This window comes from Pseudomonas sp. NPDC089918, from assembly GCF_050280605.1.
Classification (GTDB): Bacteria; Pseudomonadota; Gammaproteobacteria; order Pseudomonadales; family Pseudomonadaceae; genus Aquipseudomonas.
In genome coordinates this window covers 24,316-43,262 of record NZ_JBNNVP010000030.1, presented here as the reverse complement: position 1 = coordinate 43,262, position 18,947 = coordinate 24,316, and the positions used below count along the sequence as shown (strand labels likewise).

Genomic DNA, 18,947 nt, shown 5'->3' with positions numbered 1-18,947 from the left:
TAGCACGAACCGCGTTACTTTTCTTTGATGGGTGTGCTGTCCATGACTTTGAAGCGCAACACGCCAATCAACTGACCGTCTTCAGTCAGCACCCGAACCTGCCATTTACCTGCGGGGTTGCCGGGGAAGTTCTGCTTGTGGGTCCAGGCGCGGTAGCCTTCCTTGCGCCCGCCGTGGATGTCCAGGGGAATACGGTCGACTTCTTTACCGTTGAATATCCAGACGTGATAAATCCGCTCGGCCAGACCCCGCGGAGCGTTGATCGCGGTGTACGCGTACAGCCCACCTCCGCGAATCTGTTCGGCGCTGACTTCCTCCAGGCTCTTGCCGGGGGTGCGGTCCTGCATTTGGGTGCTGATCGCCACATCGGTCATCCACAGCGTCGCCGGTGGAACCCAGGAGCGCAGCACCCAACCAGCGGCGCCGATGCCGACGGTGATGCTGAGGATCGCCAGCGCATTGCGCACAGTGCGAATCGGGAAGATCGAGGCCAGGCTCGGGAACGACAGCAACATGGCAATGCCCAGCGCCAGCTTGAAGCTCTGGGCGGTGGTCAGGTGCAAAATGACGGGCAGGGCGGTCAACAGGACCGCAAACAGGGTCAGGGTGTGCAGTGCCAGGAACGCCCAGCGGCGCGGTGCCAGCCATTTGTAGTAGAGCGGGTCGATGATCGAAATCAGCGCCGCCATGCTCAGTAATCCAGTGAAGAACAACTGGCCGCTGTTCCAGGTGGTGGTGATTAAAAAGAACGGCAGGACGAAGAACAGGCTTTCCTGATGGATCATCTGCGTTGCGTAACGCAGCAGTGGCTGGGGTATTTCGCGCTTGAAGACCCTGGCGAACAGCTTGGTGAGGCTGTTTTCCAGCATCAACCAGACCCAGCTGATCAGCATGATGGTGGTGATCCACGTCGCCAGACCTTGTTGGCGATCCACCAGCATGAAGCTGCCGACCCCTGAAATGAAGCCGCCGAGCGCAATGACCCCGGGATAGCGCTTCATCAACTCCAGGAGGCGCTGTACGTACAGGGTCAGGTTCGGCATTCGGCGATTCACAATAGTCGTGGGAAAAATCCTCGACAGGGTACCGCCCGAGGGGCCCTGTGGCGAGGGGGCTTGCCCCCGTTGGGCTGCGAAGCGGCCCCGAAAAAAGCCTCCCCCGGTTTACGAGGCACGCCGCATCAACGATATTACGACTGCTGCGCAGCCGAACGGGGCAAGCCCCCTCGCCACAAAGCTCCCTCGCCACAGGGATTGGCTATCGTCTGCGATGGACGCGCCAAGCCAATAACCCGAGCACCATCAGTCCAAATCCCCCGACAATCGCCCACATCACCTGGTCATAACTCATCAGCGGCTTCTCGATCCGCAGATACCCCGGCTGCAGCAGCAACTCGCGCATTGCCTTGTTCGCCTCGGTCAGTGTCACGTCTTGCAGCGCCTTGGCCGGGTTGACGAAATGGCCGTCCTCGTAGTCGCCAAGAGCGCTCCAGTAATAGTCCGCCAGGGCGCTGTTGCCTTGCACGGCCCAGGCCTGGCGAGCGATGGCGGCTTGCTTGAGACGGGCGAAGGTGGCGGCGTCGAGGCCGTTCTTGAGCAGATCGGCTTTAAGCTCATCCAGCACCTGTTCCGCTGCCAGCACGTCGCCGCGATCAAGGTCGGCGTTCAGGCTCATGAAACCCACCCCGCCAAACACCTCGCGCTCGGCCGAAGGCCCGTAAGACAATCCATGAACCAGGCGCAACTGGCGATAGAGCGCCCAATCCAGATAGTCCTTGAGCAGGTCGAAGGTTTCGTCGTGCTGGTCTTCCAGCACCGGTTCCGGCACCAGCCAATGCAATTTGGCACCGCCACCGACGAAACCGTTACTCAAATTGCGCTCATGGGCCGCGCTGGCCTGAATGTCTGGCAGCGGCAGGTGAGTGCTAGGCTCAACCGCTTCGAGTGCGCCATAGGCCCGTTCCAGATAGGCCGGCAGGAGGCGGTCCAGGTCGCCGACCACGATCAGGGTCATATTGTTGGGCGCATACCAGGCCTGGCGCACCTTCTCCAGTTGCTCGCGGGTCAGGTGATCGACTTGCGCGCGCTCGGGGCATTTGAGGCCCAGTTCCACCGCCAACTGATTACTGGCGGTGTGCCCCAGATCCTGGCGATCCAGCCAACGTTGCAGGTGTGAGTAATGACCTCCGTCTTCGCGCTCGACCACTTGCTTGGCGACGTTGATCGCATTGTCGTCGATACGGGTCTGGGTCAGCAGCGCCAACAACAGGTCGAGGACCTTGCGCTGGTTTTTCGCCGGGGCTTCGATGACGAAGGTCGTGTCGGCATTGCTGGTGTAGGCATTCCATTCACCGCCCAGGGCCTGCATGCGTTCTTCCAGGCCGCCTTCGCCGGTGGCGTCGATGCCGCTGAACAGCAAATGTTCGAGCAGATGCGGCAGTTCCTTGTCGGCACAGCTGAAATCATCCCGGCCCACGCCAACCACCAACCGGATTGCCACATGCCCGCGCTCGGTGCCCGGTTTGAGGACCAATTGCAGGCCGTTGCGCAACGTGTAGCCCTCGACCTGAAAGCGATCCAGGGCAAATGAAGGCAGTGAGCCGAGCAGCAGACAAGCGAACAGCAGACAACGCATAACGAATTTCCGTACGACCCGCGTAAGTTCAACAGACTTCAGGCAACTGTGGACGTTCAGGGTGAATGAGTGATGTCAGTCAAATCGTCGACCGCCAGAGCGCCAGTATCCGAAGTACCCAACACTGCATAGGCGCTGCTGCAGAACAACGAATTCAAGCGTCTCATGTCAGCAATCAGTTCCAGGTGCAGCGAACTGGTCTCGATACTTTGTACGATCTTACGGTTTAAACGGCTGACATGAGCGTGGGCCAGACGGCGCTCCTGTGCGCGAAAGCGACGTTTCTCACGCAGTAACTGGCGAGCACTTTCCGGGTCGGCACTAAGGAACACTGACAACCCCAGACGCAGGTTGGCAATCAGCTGGCTATGCAGCCCCGCCAGCTCCTCCAGGCCCACCTCGGAAAAAGACCGGCGTTGCGAGGTTTTCTGCTGCTGAACCTTGCGCAGCATGCGCTCGATCAGGTCGCTGGCCAGTTTCAGGTTAATCGCCAGCTCGATGGTTTCCGCCCAGCGCCGACTGTCCTGCTCGCTGAGGTCTTCGCGGGGCATTTGTGCCAGATAGAGTTTGATGGCGCTGTAGAGCGCTTCAACATCATCGGTCAGGCGACGAATTTCCTGGGTGACGGCGGTCTGCTTGCCGCGCAGCACGGCGAGCATGGCTTCGAGCATGCTGTCGACCAGATCGCCGATGCGCAGGGTTTCCCGGGCAGCATTGGCCAGCGCCAGACTCGGGGTGACCAATGCCGTCGGGTCAAGATGCCGTGGTTTGGCCGTGCCATTGATGTCTGGCCGCTCTGGCAGCAACCACGCACAGAGCTTGGCCATCGGCCCGACGCTGGGCAACAGGATCAGGCAACGCACGGTGTTGTAGAGCAGGTGGAAGCCGATGACCATTTCCTGAGGGCTGAAGTCGAGGCTGTCGATCCAGTGCACCAACGGGTCGAGCACCGGAATGATCAGTAGCAGGCCGATCAGTTTGTACAAGAGGCTGCCGAGCGCCACCTGACGGCCGGCCGCGTTCTGCATGCTGGTGCTGAGGAAGGCGAGAATGCCACTGCCGATGTTGGCGCCGATCACCAGGCCGATGGCCACTGGCAGGCTGATCACGCTGGCACCGGCGAGGGTCGCGGTCAGCAAAACGGCGGCCAGGCTGGAGTAGGAAATCATCGCAAACAGCGCGCCGACCAAGGCATCGAGCAGAATATCGCCGGTCAGGGAGGCGAAGATGACCTTCACCCCTTGCGCCTGAGTGATCGGCGCGGCGGCCTCGACGATCAGTTGCAGCGCCAGAATGATCAGCCCCAGACCGATGCCGACCCGGCCCATCTGTCCGACCCGGGTTTGCTTGCGCGACAGAAAGAAAATCACCCCGAGGAAAATCAGCAGCGGCGACAGCCACGACAAGTCGAGAGTCAGTACCCGCGCCATCAGCGCGGTACCCACGTCGGCACCGAGCATGGTCGCCAAAGCCGGAGTCAGCGCCATCAGGCCCTGACCGACAAACGAGGTCACGAGCATGGCAGTGGCATTGCTGCTCTGGACCATGGCGGTCACCATGATCCCGGCGACAAACGCCAGCCAGCGCCTGGACATGTTATGGGCGATCACGTGGCGCAAGTTGGAGCCATAAACCCGCAGGATGCCGGTTCGAACGATGTGCGTGCCCCAGATCAAAAGGGCCACGGCCGATAACAAATTGAGCAGGGTGAGCATGCAGGCCCCCTGTGGTGGTAGCGCCCCAGTGGGGCAAGTCGACGGTGCCGCGCGTTTTTCTACGTTCTTTACATAAGCTGTAGTTGGCTAACGGTCTGGGCGCCAGCATCGCATAGCTAAAGAGGCGATTGAAACAAAACTGTCATGAAAACAGTTTGCTTCAGAAACGAACAAAGGGCCGTAGGCCCTTTGTTCTTGTGGCGAGGGAGCTTGCTCCCGCTCGGTTGCGAAGCAGCCGCAATACAGGTCTCCGCGGTTTTATTGAGTAATCGCAGTGACTGGTTTCAGGGCCGCTTCGCGGCCCAGCGGGAGCAAGCTCCCTCGCCACAGAGACCCCATTGGGACCGGTTACTGCCCCGGAACATCCTTGCGCAGTTTCACTGGCTCCTGCTGCTTCCTCTTTTTCATCATCGCGGTGCGCATCTTGATGTTGATCGCTTCCACCGCCAACGAGAACGCCATGGCGAAGTAGACGTAGCCTTTTGGCAAGTGCACATCGAGCGATTCGGCAATCAGCACGGTACCGACCAGCAACAGGAACGACAACGCCAGCATCTTCAGCGACGGGTGCTTGTCGATGAACTCGCTGATGGTGCCAGAAGCCCACATCATCACCAGTACTGCAACGACAATCGCCGCGACCATGACCGGTACGTGGGACACCATGCCCACCGCGGTGATCACCGAGTCCAGCGAGAACACGATGTCGATGATCGCGATCTGGATGATGGTGTACAGGAAATTGCCGCCCTTGCCCGAAGGCTCGTCGCCGACTTCATCTTCACCTTCCAGCGCGTGGTACATCTCTTGCGAGCTCTTCCACAGCAGGAACAGACCACCGAAGAACAGGATCAGGTCACGCCCGGAAATACCCTGGCCGAACACTTCGAACAGGTCGGCGGTGAGGCGCATGACCCAGGTGATCGACAGCAGCAACAGGATCCGCGTGATCATGGCCAACGCCAGGCCGAAAATCCGGGTGCGCGCCTGCATGTGCTTGGGCATGCGGCTGACCAGGATCGAGATCATGATGATGTTGTCGATGCCCAGGACGATCTCCAGGGCAGTCAGGGTGAAGAAGGCAACCCAGATTTCAGGGTTGGTCAGCCATTCCATGTGTATTCCTTTGAGCGAGTGTTTAAACCACAAAGGGCCCAGGCTTCAAACAACAAAGCCTGGACCCGTCATGGTGAGTCTTGGGCTTATAGAGTGCTGAACAGCGGGAAAATCCCCATCAGCAATGCAGCGACCAGTATGCACAGGCAAACCAGCACTGCCCACTTCAAGGTGAACCGCTGATGATCACCGAATTCGATACCGGCCAGGGCCACCAACAGGTAAGTCGATGGTACCAGCGGGCTCAGCAAGTGGACGGGCTGACCGACGATCGAGGCACGTGCCATTTCCACCGCGGTTATACCGTAATGACTGGCGGCTTCGGCAAGTACCGGTAACACGCCATAATAAAATGCATCGTTCGACATGAAGAACGTGAACGGCATGCTTACCAGCGCGGTAATCACAGCCAGGTACGGGCCGAGGAAATCGGGGATAACCGCCAGCAGGCTTTTCGACATGGCATCGACCATGCCGGTGCCCGACAGGATACCGGTGAAGATACCCGCGGCAAAGATCAACCCGACCACCGCCAGCACGCTACCGGCGTGGGCCGCAACGCGATCCTTCTGCATTTGCAGGCAAGGGTAGTTGACGATCATCGCGATACTGAACGCCACCATGAACAGCACTGGCAGCGGCAACAGGCCGGCGACCAGCGTGCACATCAGCCCCAGGGTCAAGGCGCCGTTGAACCAGATCAGCTTTGGACGACGGGCATCCGGGAACTGCGAAACGCTGATTTCGCTGTGATCGACTTCATCACCGACCAGGTGCAGTTCACCCAGACGCGCACGCTCGCGTTTACCGTAGAAGTAGGCAATCGCCAGGATAGCCACCACGCCGGCCAGCATTGCTGGAATCATTGGCACAAAGATGTCGGACGGATCGACATGCAGCGCACTGGCCGCACGAGCCGTCGGGCCGCCCCAAGGGGTCATGTTCATCACGCCGCCGGCGAGGATGATCAGACCGGCCATGATCCGCGGGCTCATGCCGATGCGGCTGTAGAGCGGCAGCATGGCGGCTACGCAGATCATGTAAGTGGTCGCGCCGTCACCGTCCATGGACACGATCAGCGCCAGTACGGCGGTACCGACCGAAACTTTCAGCGGGTCGCCCTTGACCAGTTTGAGGATCTTGCGCACGGCCGGGTCGAACAGACCGGAGTCGATCATCAGGGCGAAGTAGAGAATGGCGAACATCAGCATCACGCCGGTCGGCGCGAGCTTGGTGATGCCTTCAAGCATCATCGGACCGATCTTCGGCGAGAAACCGCCGAACAGGGCGAAGATAATCGGGATGATGATCAGAGCGATCAGCGCGGACAGGCGCTTGGTCATGATCAGGAACATGAACGTGATGACCATGGCGAAGCCAAGGAAAGTCAGCATAGGAATACTCCAGGCGTAGCGCGGCTAGGGAATGGCGAACCGGATGGGGTCAGCGCAGAACGGGAAGCACGAGACGTACGGGCGGAGTGACAGCGAAGAGGCGGGTAGTAGCGGACATCAGAATCACCATTGTTGTTGTTTAATGGACCGGGCGGGCGATAAAACACTCGCATTGGCCAACCGGTCTGTTGCCGGCAGTGAGGGCGATCCTAATCGGGGAAGCTTTCAGCCAGCTTTCGCGAGTGAAAGCATTGACCGAATGTACGACCGGTCGTCGGCCGGGTTGAGAGTCCGTAAACACGGGGTCAGGAGCAAAAGACATGGGCAAACTTCACACCGGCGGCTGCCACTGCGGACAAATGCGCTATCAATTCAGCGGGCCATTGCACGATATCGCGCACTGCCATTGCTCAATTTGCCGGCGGGTCAGCGGTGGAATCGTGACCACCTGGATCACCGTGCCCGCCTCAGCATTTGAATGGATGGCGGGTACGCCGTCCCGGTATGAGTCTTCGTCCACCTGCGTGCGGTATTTCTGCCGCAATTGTGGGGCACAACTGGCCTTGGTGACGAAGCTCAGCCCCGAGAGCATCGACGTGACCATCGCCACCCTTGACCATCCCGAACAAGCCCCGGCCGAGCGGCATATCTGGACCGACAGCCGTTTGCCGTGGCTGCATCTGGACGAGCACTTGCCCGGTGAGGCCCAAGAACAACTCTGATTAGAAAATAGACAAGTTCAGCGGCCGGATCGCGCCCATCCAGATCGCATGTTCGGTGTGGTCGAGCAGATCGTCGCCCGTGTCCGGGTGCAGGAAGACCACCAAACCCTTGCGGTTGAGCGCCAGCCACGGCAACACCTCGCCAATGTATTGCGGCTCGAAAGCCAATTGGCAGCTCCAGTCCGGGTGCGGGCCGACCGGGCGCTCGTGCACGCGCCCCATCTTCAGTGGAAACAATTGCGCTGCCTGCTCACACAAGGCCCGAGCCTGTGGCAGGGTGCTGGCATCGAAGTAGACATGGGCGTGGTAACCCTTGATCTGTTGCATCTCAACCCCCCTCTAAAACTACTTGTCGAACCCACCCCGCTTCCCGCAGGTCACACGCTATATAGGCAGCAAGTACGGAGCACATCCATGAAAAATGCCGAAACCCCAGTGGTGAAGGTGGTGCTTTATGGTGCCATGAGTAGCCTGGGCAGTGCGCTGATGGCTGAAATGCTGCGACGCCAGCATGAAGTGATCGCGATTCTCGATGACCTGAACGCGCTCGCGCCGCGCCCGGGTTTGCGTACCAAGACCGGCGATCTGTTCGATGCCAAGCGGGTCAAGCAGAGCGTGGCCGGCTGTTCGGCGGTGATCTGCCTGCTCGATGCGCCAGGGTTGCCGATGAACAGTGAACACATCGAAAAATCCATCGTGCCCGGCCCGGTCGAGGAGGTGCTGGCGGTGGATGCACTGATCGACGGCATGCAGGCCGCAGGCATTGCCCGGCTGTTTGTGGTGGGCGATTTCGAGGTGCTGGACGACCCGGAAATAGAAGACCCGTTGCAACGCCACGCCGCCGAAGAAATCCGCGAGTCTCTACAAAGCAGCTCGTTGCGCTGGACCTTGGTGAATGCACCACGCCGCGTGCCCGGGCTGACCATCGAGCATTTCAGCCACGTCAGCAGTAGCCTGGAACCTGGTCTGGCCGCAGCGCTGGAACGGCTGAACAGGGTAGCCGTAGGGATTGCCGATGAGCTACACCTGAACCTGCATGTGGGTGAGCATGTGAGTTTTGTTGGGACTTCGGAATAGTAAAAGACCGCAGCCTTCGGCAGCGCCCACAGGCGCGTAGGAGCTGCCGAAGGCTGCGATCTTTTCGCACTCACACCGCAATCGAAGGTAAAGGAAGACCATTGAGCGATTGCGCACTGCAGGCCTGTTCCGCCATCAACCAATCCACAAACAGCTGAATCAACGCCCCACGTCGTTTGCGCTGGGGCAGGACCACGTAATACCCCAGCCTGGAAATCACCGTGTCGGCAATCGGGCGACACAACAGACCTTGCGCCAGCAAGTTATCCACAAGGTGCCGCCAACCGATCGCAACGCCCTGGCCGCCAATCGCCGCCTGAATCAGCAAGGTGTAATTGTCGAAGCGCAGTTGCCCCGGAGCCGGGGCCGATGTGATCCCCAGCTCGCGAAACACGCCGCTCCAGTCGAACCAGTTACTGCTGTGTTCGCCTCGCAGGTGCAACAACGGAAACTCCAGCAATGACTGGGCCGGCAAGGGCAGGGCACGGTCCTTCAATAGCAGCGGGCTGCACACCGGAAACACCTCTTCGCTGAACAGCCAGTGGCTCTCACCCTGCTTGAACCGGCCATCGCCGAACAGCACCGCCACATCAATATCGGTACGCAGCATGTTGTGGCTGCGTTCGCTGGTAACCAGGCTGACGTCCACTTGAGGGTTGGCGGTATGGAAGCGGTGCAGACGCGGCATCAGCCAGTACGCGGCGAAGGCAAAGTCAGTGGCCACTTGCAACACTTCGTGCTGTTGCTGTGCGCTGATTGCGCTCAATCCTGCTTCGATATTCTGCAAACCGAGCTGAACTTGCTCGAACAGAATGGTGCCGGCCTCAGTCAGCTCAATACCGCGATAGATACGATCGAACAACCGTGTAGCGAGCTGTTCTTCCAATCGCTTGATCTGCTGACTGATGGCCGGTTGCGTGGTGCCGAGTTCCACCGCGGCGGCGGTGAAGCTGCGCTGCCGGGCTGCGGCTTCAAAGGCACGCAGCAGGTCCAGGGACAAATCACCGAGGGCGTCATACATAAGCTGTGCTTATCCTAGTCATTGCCTGGCATGGGCTTTACCACAAAGATTATGGACTCCATGCTCGATCACAGCACTCTCGCATAAATATCCACTATGGAATGCCGCGATCACATGAAGCGCAAAAATATTCTTTTCATCATGGCCGATCAAATGGCCGCGCCAATGTTGCCGTTCTACGGCCCTTCGCCGATCAAACTGCCGAATCTCAGCCGCCTCGCCGCCGAAGGCGTGGTGTTCGACGCCGCTTATTGCAATAGCCCTCTTTGCGCGCCGTCGCGTTTTACTCTGGTCAGTGGTCAGCTGCCGAGCAAGATCGGCGCCTACGATAACGCGGCCGACTTCCCCGCCGATGTTCCGACCTATGCCCACTACCTGCGGCGCCTTGGTTATCGCACCGCGCTGTCGGGCAAGATGCATTTCTGCGGCCCAGATCAGTTGCACGGCTACGAAGAACGCCTGACCAGCGACATCTACCCGGCCGATTACGGTTGGTCGGTGAACTGGGATGAGCCGGATGTGCGTCCAACCTGGTATCACAACATGTCGTCGGTCCTGCAAGCCGGGCCGTGCGTGCGCACCAATCAGCTGGATTTCGACGAAGAGGTTGTATTCAAGGCCCAGCAATACCTGTTCGACCACATCCGCGAGGAGGGCGATCAGCCGTTTTGTCTGACCGTGTCGATGACTCACCCACACGATCCGTACACGATTCCCAAAGCTTTTTGGGATCTGTACGACGACGCCGACATCCCTTTACCGGAAACCCCGGCCCAAACCGGACTCGATCCTCACTCCCAGCGTTTGCTCAAGGTCTATGACCTGTGGGACAAGCCGCTGCCTGTGGATAAGATTCGCGACGCGCGCCGCGCCTACTTCGGTGCGTGCAGCTATATCGACAGCAACGTCGGCAAACTTCTGCAAACACTCGAGGAAACCGGGCTGATCGATGACACCATCATCGTATTCTCCGGTGACCACGGCGACATGCTCGGCGAGCGCGGCCTCTGGTACAAAATGCACTGGTACGAAATGGCTGCCCGTGTACCGCTGTTGATCAGTGCACCGGGGCAATTCGGGGCTGGGCGGGTCAGCGCAGCGGTGTCCACTGCCGACCTGCTGCCGACGTTTGTGGAAATGGCCGGCGGCTCACTGGAGCCTGGTCTGCCGTTGGACGGCCGCTCTCTGGTTTCGCATCTGCAAGGGCAGGGCGGTCACGACGAAGTGTTTGGTGAGTACATGGCCGAAGGCACCATCAGCCCGTTGATGATGATTCGCCGTGGCGCCTACAAATTCATCTACAGCGAAGACGACCCTTGCCTACTCTTCGATGTACATAACGACCCGAAGGAACAGGAAGAACTCAGCCAATCGCCGCAATATCGGCAGCTTTTCGATGAGTTTATCGCCGAAGCGCGCGCCAAATGGGATATCCCGTCGATCCACCAACAGGTGCTCGCCAGTCAGCGACGCCGGCGTTTCGTCGCCGACGCCCTGACCATCGGCAAGCTGAAGAGCTGGGATCACCAGCCTCTGGTGGACGCCAGTCAGCAGTACATGCGCAACCACATCGACCTCGACGATCTGGAACGTAAAGCACGTTATCCACAACCCTGCCAAAACCAATAACGTTAAGGGGAAGTCCATGCAAAGGTTATCCACAGTACTGACGGTCGGGCTTCTGGCTCTGGGCAGTGCCTCGGCCTACGCCGAGCAAAGCTGCGAGACGGTGAAAATGGCCGACCCTGGCTGGAGCGACATCGCTGCAACCAACGCCATCACCGGGTTTCTGCTGGACGGCATGGGCTACAAGGCCAAGGTCGACACGCTGGCGGTGCCAATCACCTTCGGCGGCCTGAAGGATGGCCAGGTGGACGTGTTTTTGGGTAACTGGATGCCGGCGCAGCAGGGCTTCTACGACAAGTTCGTGGCCAATGGCGACGTTACTCAACTGGCGAAGAACCTCGACGGCACCGAGTTCACGCTGGCGGTCCCGGATTACGTTTGGGACGCGGGTGTGCATAACTTTAATGACTTGAATAAGTACGCCGACAAGTTTGACAAGAAGATCTATGGCATCGGCTCAGGCGCCCCGGCGAACATTTCGCTGCAGGAGATCATCAAGAAGAACGACTTCGATATGGGTCAGTGGAAGCTGGTCGAATCCAGCGAGCAGGCGATGCTGGCCGAAGTGTCTCGCGCGGTGAAGAAACAGAAATTCGTGACCTTCCTCGGCTGGACGCCACACCCGATGAACGTGCAGCTGAAAATGCATTACCTGAAGGGCGGCGAGAAGTACTTCGGCGACACCGGCAGCGTTTATACACTGACCCGCAAAGGTTATGCACAGGCCTGCCCGAACGTCGGCAAGCTGCTCGCCAACCTGAGTTTTACCCAGGAAATGGAGAACAGCATCATGGCCGAAGTGGTGAACAAAAAGGTCAGCAACGCCGAGGCGGCCAAGGCGTGGATCAAGGCCAACCCGGCGGTGCTGGATAAGTGGCTGGACGGTGTGAAGACCGTGGACGGGAAGGATGCATTGCCGGCTGTGAAAGCGAAGCTGTAACTCCCTGCGCCGATCGTTCCCACGCTCCGCGTGGGAATGCATCCCGTGACGCTCCGCGTCACATTCAGAAGCGGACGCGGAGCGTCCATGGCGGCATTCCCACGCGGAGCGTGGGAACGATCAGCGATCGGTGTCTCGTCCTGCTACCCTTGCGCAAAACCCCGCCCGAGAGGACCCATGGCCTTCCCCAGCCGCCACTCACTCTTCCCCTTCCTGACCTGGTTGCCCCGGCAAACCCGCGCCAGCGTCGGTCGTGACCTGATCGTCGGCCTGAGCGGTGCGATTCTCGCGTTGCCACAATCCATTGCCTACGCCCTGATCGCCGGTCTCCCACCGGAATACGGGTTGTACGCCGCGATTATCCCGGTGCTGATCGCCTGCCTCTGGGGTTCGTCGTGGCATTTGATCTGCGGTCCTACGGCGGCCATTTCCATCGTCCTGTACGCCAGCGTCAGTCCTCTGGCCGTCCCTGCGTCGCAGGACTACGTCACGCTGATCCTGCTTCTGACACTCCTGGCGGGCATATTCCAGTGGCTCCTGGGTTTGCTGCGTTTCGGCGCCTTGGTGAATTTCGTCTCTCACTCGGTGGTGCTGGGCTTCACCCTCGGCGCAGCGGTGGTGATTGCCATTGGGCAACTGCCGAACTTGCTTGGGCTGGATGTGCCCAACCAGGCCACGGCGCTGAACAGCCTGCTGCTGTTGTTCAGTCATCTCAGTGAGGTGGACAAACCCTCGCTGGTACTGGGTCTGGCCACGGTCGGGGTGGGCATCGCGCTGAAACTGCTGGTGCCGCGCTGGCCGACGTTGTTGATCGCTCTGGCCTTGAGCGGATTGCTGGTGTGGCTGTGGCCAGCGATGTTCGGCCATGTGCAGTTGGTGAGCGCCTTTGTCGGACGGCTGCCGCCCTTCAGCCCGTTGCCGCTGGATCTGGATCTGGTGTTGCGCCTGCTGCCCAGCGCGGTGGCGGTCGGCATGCTCGGGCTGGTGACGAGCCTGTCGATTGCCCGCTCCTTGTCGGCGCGTTCGCAACAGTTGCTCGACGCCAATCAAGAAGTCCGCGCGCAGGGTTTTTCGAACATGGTCGGTGCGTTTTTTTCCGGGTCGCTGTCAGCCGGTTCCTTCACCCGCTCGGCCCTGAGCTATGACGCCGGTGCCTGCTCACCGTTGGCGGGGGTCTTTTCCGCGGTGTGGGTGGCCTTATTCGCTATCTTCGGTGCGGTATTGATCGCGCACATTCCGATCCCGGCCATGGCCGGCAGCATTTTGTTGATCGCTTGGGGATTGGTCGACCATCGCGGCATTCGCGCGTTGTTGCGGGTCAGCCGTGCCGAGTTTCTGGTCATGGCGCTGACCTGTGTCGCGACGCTGTTGCTGGAGTTGCAAACGGCGATCTACGCCGGAGTGCTGGCGTCGTTGTTCTTTTACCTCAAACGCACTTCGCAACCTCGGGTGCAGCATTGGCGTGAGGGCGACGAAGACATTCTGCGAGTCGGCGGTTCGATCTTTTTCGGCGCCAGCCATTACCTGCAAGTGCGTTTGCAACGGATGCACGGCGCGCGGGTAGTGATCGAGGCGCAGCAGATCAACTTCATCGACTATTCGGGCGTGGAAATGCTGCACCAGGAAGCGCGACGGCTGCTGCGCCAGGATCGCAGCCTGACCCTGCGGCGGGCACGACCGCAGGTGGTGGAGGAATTGAGAAAGCTCGAAGGCGCGGAGAAATGCCCGATCCGCTTCGAGGATTGAAACACCCAACCCTGGAATAAACACCGCCCTGTGGCGAGGGGGCTTGCCCCCGTTGGGGTGCGAAGCGCCCGCAGATTTCAGGGTCGCTTCGCAACCCAACGGGAGCAAGCTCCCTCGCCACAGAGAACTAAGCGGCCAATTGCCGTCGGAGTTCGGCCAGCACTGGCGCTGTATCCGGGCGCACACCGCGCCACAGGAAGAAAGCTTCCGCCGCCTGCTCGGCCAACATTCCCAAGCCATCCATCGCCACCGCCGCGCCGTGCTCGCTGGCCCAGCGGCAGAAGGAGGTCGGGTCCTTGCCGTACATCATGTCGTAGCAAACCGTCTTGCCCGGCTCGATCAAGCTGCTGGCAATCGGCGGTACATCGCCTGACAGGCTCGCCGACGTAGCGTTGATGATCAGGTCCACCGGCTCCTGCAACCAATCGAAACCACTGGCCGATACCGGCCCCAGATCCGCGAACAATTCGGCCAGCAATTCGGCTTTTTCCACCGTGCGGTTGGCGATGATCACTGACGCCGGTTGCTCCGCCAGCAACGGCTCCAGCGCCCCGCGCACCGCACCGCCGGCCCCGAGCAGCAGAATGCGTTTGCCCTTGAGACTGAAACCGGCATTGACCGTCAGGTCCCGTACCAGCCCGGCGCCATCGGTGTTGTCGCCCAGCAGGCTGCCATCGGCCAGTTTGCTCAGGGTATTCACCGCGCCGGCCCGCTGCGCTCGCTTGGTCAAGCTGTTCGCCAAACGATAGGCGTCTTCCTTGAACGGCACCGTCACATTCGCCCCACGCCCTTCACGGAAAAATGCCTGGGCACAGCCGGAAAAATCATCGAGGGGCGCCAGCAAGGTGCTGTAGTCCAGTTTTTGCCCCGTCTGCTCGGCGAACAGACGGTGGATCAGCGGCGACTTGCTGTGGCCAATCGGATTACCGAATACGACGTAACGATCCATCTACATTCCTCAACCGTAGAAGCTGCCGAAGGCTGCGATCTTGACTGCAGCCCCGACGATGCAAAAACTCAAACCCTGGAATCAGGCCTTGGCCAACCAATCGCGGTCTTGCAGGAAGTACTCGGTCAGGCGCGCTTCTTCGCTGCCCGGCTCGGCTTTCCAGTCGTAGGCCCAGCGCACTTGCGGTGGCAGCGACATCAGGATCGACTCGGTACGCCCGCCCGATTGCAGGCCGAACAGCGTGCCGCGGTCATAGACCAGGTTGAACTCGACGTAACGACCACGGCGAAACTCCTGGAATTCACGCTGTTTGGCCGTGAACGCATCGTTCTTGCGGCGCTGCACGATTGGCAGGTAAGCGTCGATAAACGCATCGCCGATGGCGCGCATGAAGGCGAAGCTGGTGTCGAAGTCCCACTCGTTCAAGTCATCGAAAAACAGGCCGCCGATGCCACGCGGCTCGTGGCGATGCTTGATGTGGAAGTAACTGTCGCACCAGGCTTTGTAGCGCGGGTAGACGTCTGGCCCGAACGGCGCGCAGGCCTGTTCGGCGACGCGGTGCCAGTGCACACAGTCCTCCTCATTACCGTAATAAGGGGTCAGGTCGAAGCCGCCACCGAACCACCAGACCGGCTCTTCACCTTCTTTTTCAGCGATGAAAAAGCGCACATTGGCGTGGGACGTCGGTACATGGGGATTGTGCGGGTGAATCACCAAAGACACGCCCAGGGCTTCGAAGCCTCGGCCGGCCAGTTCTGGCCGATGAGCGCTGGCGGAGGGTGGGAGTCCACTGCCAAAGACGTGGGAAAAGTTGACGCCGCCCTTTTCGATGACCGCACCGTTTTCGATCACCCGGGTGCGACCGCCACCGCCGGCAGGGCGGGTCCAGGCGTCTTCGACGAAATGCGCTCCGCCGTCTTCAGCTTCCAAGGCAGCGCAAATGCGGTCTTGCAGGTCGAGCAGGTAGGCTTTTACGGCCTCGGTGCGGGTAGTCATGGCATCACCTTGAATCGGGCAAAGCTACGCGGCGCTCATACAGGCCGGCGGCAAATTGCTGCGTAGGATAACACTGCACCTTGTGCCGTCGCAGTTGACGAAGGTCAAGCTTTAAGAGTCCGATAGGGCGCTTGGCGCTACAACTCTAGAAGCTAATACTTAAGGAAAGTGCAGATGGCAAAGCGTATCCAGTTCCGCGCCCATGGCGGTCCCGAAGTGCTTGAGCATGTCGATTACCAGCCCGCCGAACCCGGCCCGCTGCAGGTGCGCGTGACCAACAAGGCTATCGGCCTGAACTTCATTGACACCTATTACCGCGGTGGCCTCTATGCGCCACCCGCCTTGCCGTCAGGCCTGGGCGCTGAAGGCGCGGGCGTGGTCGAAGCAGTCGGCAGCGAAGTCACCCGCTTCAAAATTGGCAATCGCGTGGCGTACGGCAGTGGGCCATTGGGCGCTTATAGCGACGTTCATGTATTGCCGGAAGCCAATCTGGTGCATCTGCCAGATGCCATCAGCTTCGAACAAGCCGCCGGCGTGATGCTCAAAGGCCTGACCGTGCAGTACCTGCTGCGTCAGACATATGAACTCAAGGGTGGCGAAACCATCCTGTTTCACGCAGCGGCGGGGGGCGTCGGTTCCCTGGCCTGCCAATGGGCCAAGGCCTTGGGCGTGAAGCTGATTGGCACGGTCAGTTCAGCAGAGAAAGCCACCCTGGCGAAAGCCAATGGTGCCTGGGCGACCATCGATTACAGCCATGAAAACGTCGCACAACGCGTGCTGGAATTGACTGACGGTAAAAAAGTGCCGGTGGTGTACGACGGCGTAGGCAAAGATACCTGGCTGACGTCGCTCGACAGCGTCGCGCCTCGGGGGCTGGTGGTGAGTTTCGGTAATGCTTCGGGCGCAGTAGACGGAGTGAACCTGGGGATTCTCGCGGGGAAGGGTTCGCTGTACGTGACCCGGCCGACCCTGGCGACCTACGCCAACAACGCTGAAAACCTGCAAAGCATGGCCGATGAGCTGTTCGAGATGATCATCAGCGGGAAGCTTACGGTGGACATCAGCCAGCGGTATCCATTGGCTGAAGCGGCCAAAGCGCAGATCGAATTGTCGGCGCGGCGTACGACTGGCTCGACGATTCTATTGCCTTGACACCAGACTGTGGCGAGGGGGCTTGCCCCCGTTGGACTGCGTAGCAGTCCCCAACGTGATAATGCGGTCTGTCAGCTAGAACACAGCGCTCATTGGCGGGTGCTTCGCACCCGAACGGGGGCAAGCCCCCTCGCCACATTAATCCGGGCGCACCACGTGGCCGGTCGCCAGATCGCGAATCACGCTCGGATTCTTGCGCCCACCCAGATTGCCACCCAGCACCCAATCAACCTGCCCGCGGAAATACTGCTCCACGCGAATCCGCGTCCGCGCCGCCGGTCGTCCCTGAGGGTTGGCCGAGGTTGAAACCAACGGCCCGACCAACGCACACAAATCCCGCACCAATGGGTGATCGCTAACCCGCAACGCCACCGTTTCATGCACACCGGTAATCCACTGGGGCAACATATTCTGATGCGGCACCAGCCAGGTGTTCGGGCCCGGCCAAGTGCTGGCCATGCGGTCCATCCACAATTCAGGGAAGTCTTCGAAGAGGAAGTCGAACTGGCGAATATTGTCGGCCACCAGAATCAACCCTTTTTCCACCGACCGCCCCTTGATCGCCAGCAGACGATAGACCGCCTCTTCGTCCCATGGGTCGCAACCCAGGCCCCAGACCGCTTCGGTTGGGTAGGCAATCACCGCGCCTGCGCGAATGGCTCGTGCGGCTTGTTGCACACGCCAACTGTTGACCATGAAAGACTCTCCGGAATAAGACTCTGCGCAGTTTACCGATCTTGCTTATAAAACCTAGTTTACCCGCGCAAACCATCGGCCGCTTTCGCAGACCGCCCGGCCGTCCATTTCCAGTTCCGTCAGCGCTGCCAGCACTTTTGACAACGCCCAGCCACTGGTGACCGCCAAGGCTTCACTGGTGTGGGGCGCTGCATGGAGCAATATGAGCAGCGGGTGAGTTTCTGTCGGTGTTTCTGTGGATAACGGCAGCCGTTGCCAGCCGCGCAAGGCTTCGAGGATGTGTTCTATGGTCTCCACCAGCACCGCACCGTCGCGGATCAGCTGATGGCAACCCTTTGCCCCAGGGTGATGGATCGATCCTGGAATCGCATACACCTCACGCCCCTGTTCCGCCGCCAGCCTGGCAGTGATCAACGAACCACTGGCAACACTCGCCTCGACCACGAGCACGCCGAGGGACAAACCGCTGATGATTCGATTGCGCCGGGGGAAGTTGCTGGGGGAAGGGCCGGCGTCCAGCGGGAACTCCGAAAGGACCGCGCTTCCCGAGGCGATCATGGTGTCCGCCAGTCGCCGATTTCGCTGTGGATAAAAATTTTCCAGCCCCGTGCCAAGTACGCCGACCGTTTGCCCGCCAACATCCAGAGCCGCCTGATGCGCCGCAGCATCGATGCCCAGGGCCAGACCGCTGGTGATGACAAAACCGGCGCCGGCCAGCGTGCGGGAAAACGCGGCGGCGGTGTCCATGCCCGGTCGCGAAGCACGACGGCTGCCGACCATCGCCAGCTGTGGTTTTTCCAGTATTCCCGGATCGCCTGCGGCGAATAACAGCGGCGGCGCATCACTTATTTGCGCCAGCAACGCGGGGTAGTCAGGTTGGTCCCACATCAGTAAATGCTGGCCCGGGCGCTCTAACCAGGCTAATGCGTGACTGGCGCCGTCACGAATTTCGCTGGAGCGCCGGGCTTCCGCGCAGGCGAGTGGCAGGCCCAATGCACGCCAGGCGCTAGCCGGTGCGCTGATGGCTTTGGAGGCAGAGCCGAAGGCCTCTAGCAACTTCTTGAAACGCGCAGGACCGAGTCCCGGCAAACGGTGCAGGCGTAAACGAGCTTCCAGTTCCGCAGGGGAAATGGACGTACAGGCAGACAGCGACATGGATCATC

At 60.2% G+C, this 18,947-nt stretch carries 17 protein-coding genes; 6 read left to right on the top strand and 11 right to left on the bottom strand.

Annotation, left to right across the window (positions count from 1 at the left end; translation table 11 throughout):
* Positions 1-14: 14 nt before the first annotated feature.
* The 5 genes from ACQKPC_RS20505 to ACQKPC_RS20485 all read right to left on the bottom strand — a co-directional run bounded on the left by ACQKPC_RS20505 (position 15) and on the right by ACQKPC_RS20485 (position 6,859).
* Positions 15-1,043: a DUF5924 family protein gene (locus ACQKPC_RS20505; protein WP_427626067.1), complete on the bottom strand. Its 1,029-nt coding sequence runs from the start codon at positions 1,041-1,043 to the stop codon at positions 15-17.
* Positions 1,044-1,257: 214 nt separating this feature from the next.
* The gene (locus tag ACQKPC_RS20500; RefSeq protein ID WP_427626066.1) at positions 1,258-2,634 is read right to left on the bottom strand and encodes a M16 family metallopeptidase; all 1,377 of its coding nucleotides are present in this window, start codon (positions 2,632-2,634) and stop codon (positions 1,258-1,260) included.
* A gap of 56 nt (positions 2,635-2,690) precedes the next feature.
* Positions 2,691-4,349 carry a Na/Pi cotransporter family protein gene (locus ACQKPC_RS20495; protein ID WP_427626065.1) on the bottom strand — a complete coding sequence of 553 codons (1,659 nt, stop codon included), beginning with the start codon at positions 4,347-4,349 and terminating at the stop codon, positions 2,691-2,693.
* 348 nt (positions 4,350-4,697) lie between these two features.
* Complete coding sequence (locus ACQKPC_RS20490; protein ID WP_008076283.1) at positions 4,698-5,465, bottom strand: TerC family protein; 768 nt, start codon at positions 5,463-5,465, stop codon at positions 4,698-4,700.
* An 86-nt stretch (positions 5,466-5,551) separates the two neighbouring features.
* Positions 5,552-6,859: a CitMHS family transporter gene (locus ACQKPC_RS20485; protein ID WP_427626064.1), complete on the bottom strand. Its 1,308-nt coding sequence runs from the start codon at positions 6,857-6,859 to the stop codon at positions 5,552-5,554.
* A 320-nt stretch (positions 6,860-7,179) separates the two neighbouring features.
* Between ACQKPC_RS20485 and ACQKPC_RS20480 the strand changes: the two genes are divergently transcribed.
* Positions 7,180-7,581: a GFA family protein gene (locus ACQKPC_RS20480; protein WP_427626063.1), complete on the top strand. Its 402-nt coding sequence runs from the start codon at positions 7,180-7,182 to the stop codon at positions 7,579-7,581.
* On the opposite strand, the gene ACQKPC_RS20475 is transcribed toward ACQKPC_RS20480, so the two are convergent.
* A complete protein-coding gene (locus tag ACQKPC_RS20475) occupies positions 7,582-7,908 on the bottom strand; it encodes a DOPA 4,5-dioxygenase family protein (protein WP_427626062.1) in 327 nt (108 codons plus the stop codon).
* Positions 7,909-7,995: 87 nt separating this feature from the next.
* On the opposite strand from ACQKPC_RS20475, the gene ACQKPC_RS20470 reads away from it, so the two are divergent.
* Positions 7,996-8,658: an NAD(P)-dependent oxidoreductase gene (locus ACQKPC_RS20470; RefSeq protein WP_427626061.1), complete on the top strand. Its 663-nt coding sequence runs from the start codon at positions 7,996-7,998 to the stop codon at positions 8,656-8,658.
* A 70-nt stretch (positions 8,659-8,728) separates the two neighbouring features.
* On the opposite strand, the gene ACQKPC_RS20465 is transcribed toward ACQKPC_RS20470, so the two are convergent.
* Positions 8,729-9,679 carry a choline sulfate utilization transcriptional regulator gene (locus tag ACQKPC_RS20465; RefSeq protein ID WP_427626060.1) on the bottom strand — a complete coding sequence of 317 codons (951 nt, stop codon included), beginning with the start codon at positions 9,677-9,679 and terminating at the stop codon, positions 8,729-8,731.
* Positions 9,680-9,793: 114 nt separating this feature from the next.
* On the opposite strand from ACQKPC_RS20465, the gene betC reads away from it, so the two are divergent.
* The 3 genes from betC (at position 9,794) to ACQKPC_RS20450 (ending at position 13,991) form a co-directional block, all read left to right on the top strand.
* Positions 9,794-11,308 carry a choline-sulfatase gene (gene betC, locus ACQKPC_RS20460; RefSeq protein ID WP_427626059.1) on the top strand — a complete coding sequence of 505 codons (1,515 nt, stop codon included), beginning with the start codon at positions 9,794-9,796 and terminating at the stop codon, positions 11,306-11,308.
* Between the two features lie 16 nt (positions 11,309-11,324).
* The gene (gene choX, locus ACQKPC_RS20455; protein WP_427626058.1) at positions 11,325-12,245 is read left to right on the top strand and encodes a choline ABC transporter substrate-binding protein; all 921 of its coding nucleotides are present in this window, start codon (positions 11,325-11,327) and stop codon (positions 12,243-12,245) included.
* 177 nt (positions 12,246-12,422) lie between these two features.
* Positions 12,423-13,991, top strand: a complete 1,569-nt coding sequence (locus ACQKPC_RS20450; protein WP_427626057.1) for a SulP family inorganic anion transporter — start codon at positions 12,423-12,425, stop codon at positions 13,989-13,991.
* A 127-nt stretch (positions 13,992-14,118) separates the two neighbouring features.
* Here ACQKPC_RS20450 and aroE read toward each other — a convergent pair whose 3' ends face one another.
* Together aroE and hemF are read right to left on the bottom strand one after the other, a co-directional pair.
* The gene (gene aroE / locus ACQKPC_RS20445; RefSeq protein WP_427626056.1) at positions 14,119-14,940 is read right to left on the bottom strand and encodes a shikimate dehydrogenase; all 822 of its coding nucleotides are present in this window, start codon (positions 14,938-14,940) and stop codon (positions 14,119-14,121) included.
* Positions 14,941-15,021: 81 nt separating this feature from the next.
* A complete protein-coding gene (gene hemF / locus ACQKPC_RS20440) occupies positions 15,022-15,936 on the bottom strand; it encodes an oxygen-dependent coproporphyrinogen oxidase (protein WP_008076302.1) in 915 nt (304 codons plus the stop codon).
* A gap of 174 nt (positions 15,937-16,110) precedes the next feature.
* Between hemF and ACQKPC_RS20435 the strand changes: the two genes are divergently transcribed.
* Positions 16,111-17,088: an NADPH:quinone reductase gene (locus ACQKPC_RS20435; protein ID WP_427626055.1), complete on the top strand. Its 978-nt coding sequence runs from the start codon at positions 16,111-16,113 to the stop codon at positions 17,086-17,088.
* Between the two features lie 138 nt (positions 17,089-17,226).
* On the opposite strand, the gene ACQKPC_RS20430 is transcribed toward ACQKPC_RS20435, so the two are convergent.
* Positions 17,227-17,784, bottom strand: coding sequence for an L-threonylcarbamoyladenylate synthase (locus ACQKPC_RS20430; protein WP_008007923.1), 558 nt, complete (start codon positions 17,782-17,784; stop codon positions 17,227-17,229).
* 54 nt (positions 17,785-17,838) lie between these two features.
* The gene (dprA, locus tag ACQKPC_RS20425; protein WP_427626054.1) at positions 17,839-18,939 is read right to left on the bottom strand and encodes a DNA-processing protein DprA; all 1,101 of its coding nucleotides are present in this window, start codon (positions 18,937-18,939) and stop codon (positions 17,839-17,841) included.
* Positions 18,940-18,947: the final 8 nt, after the last annotated feature.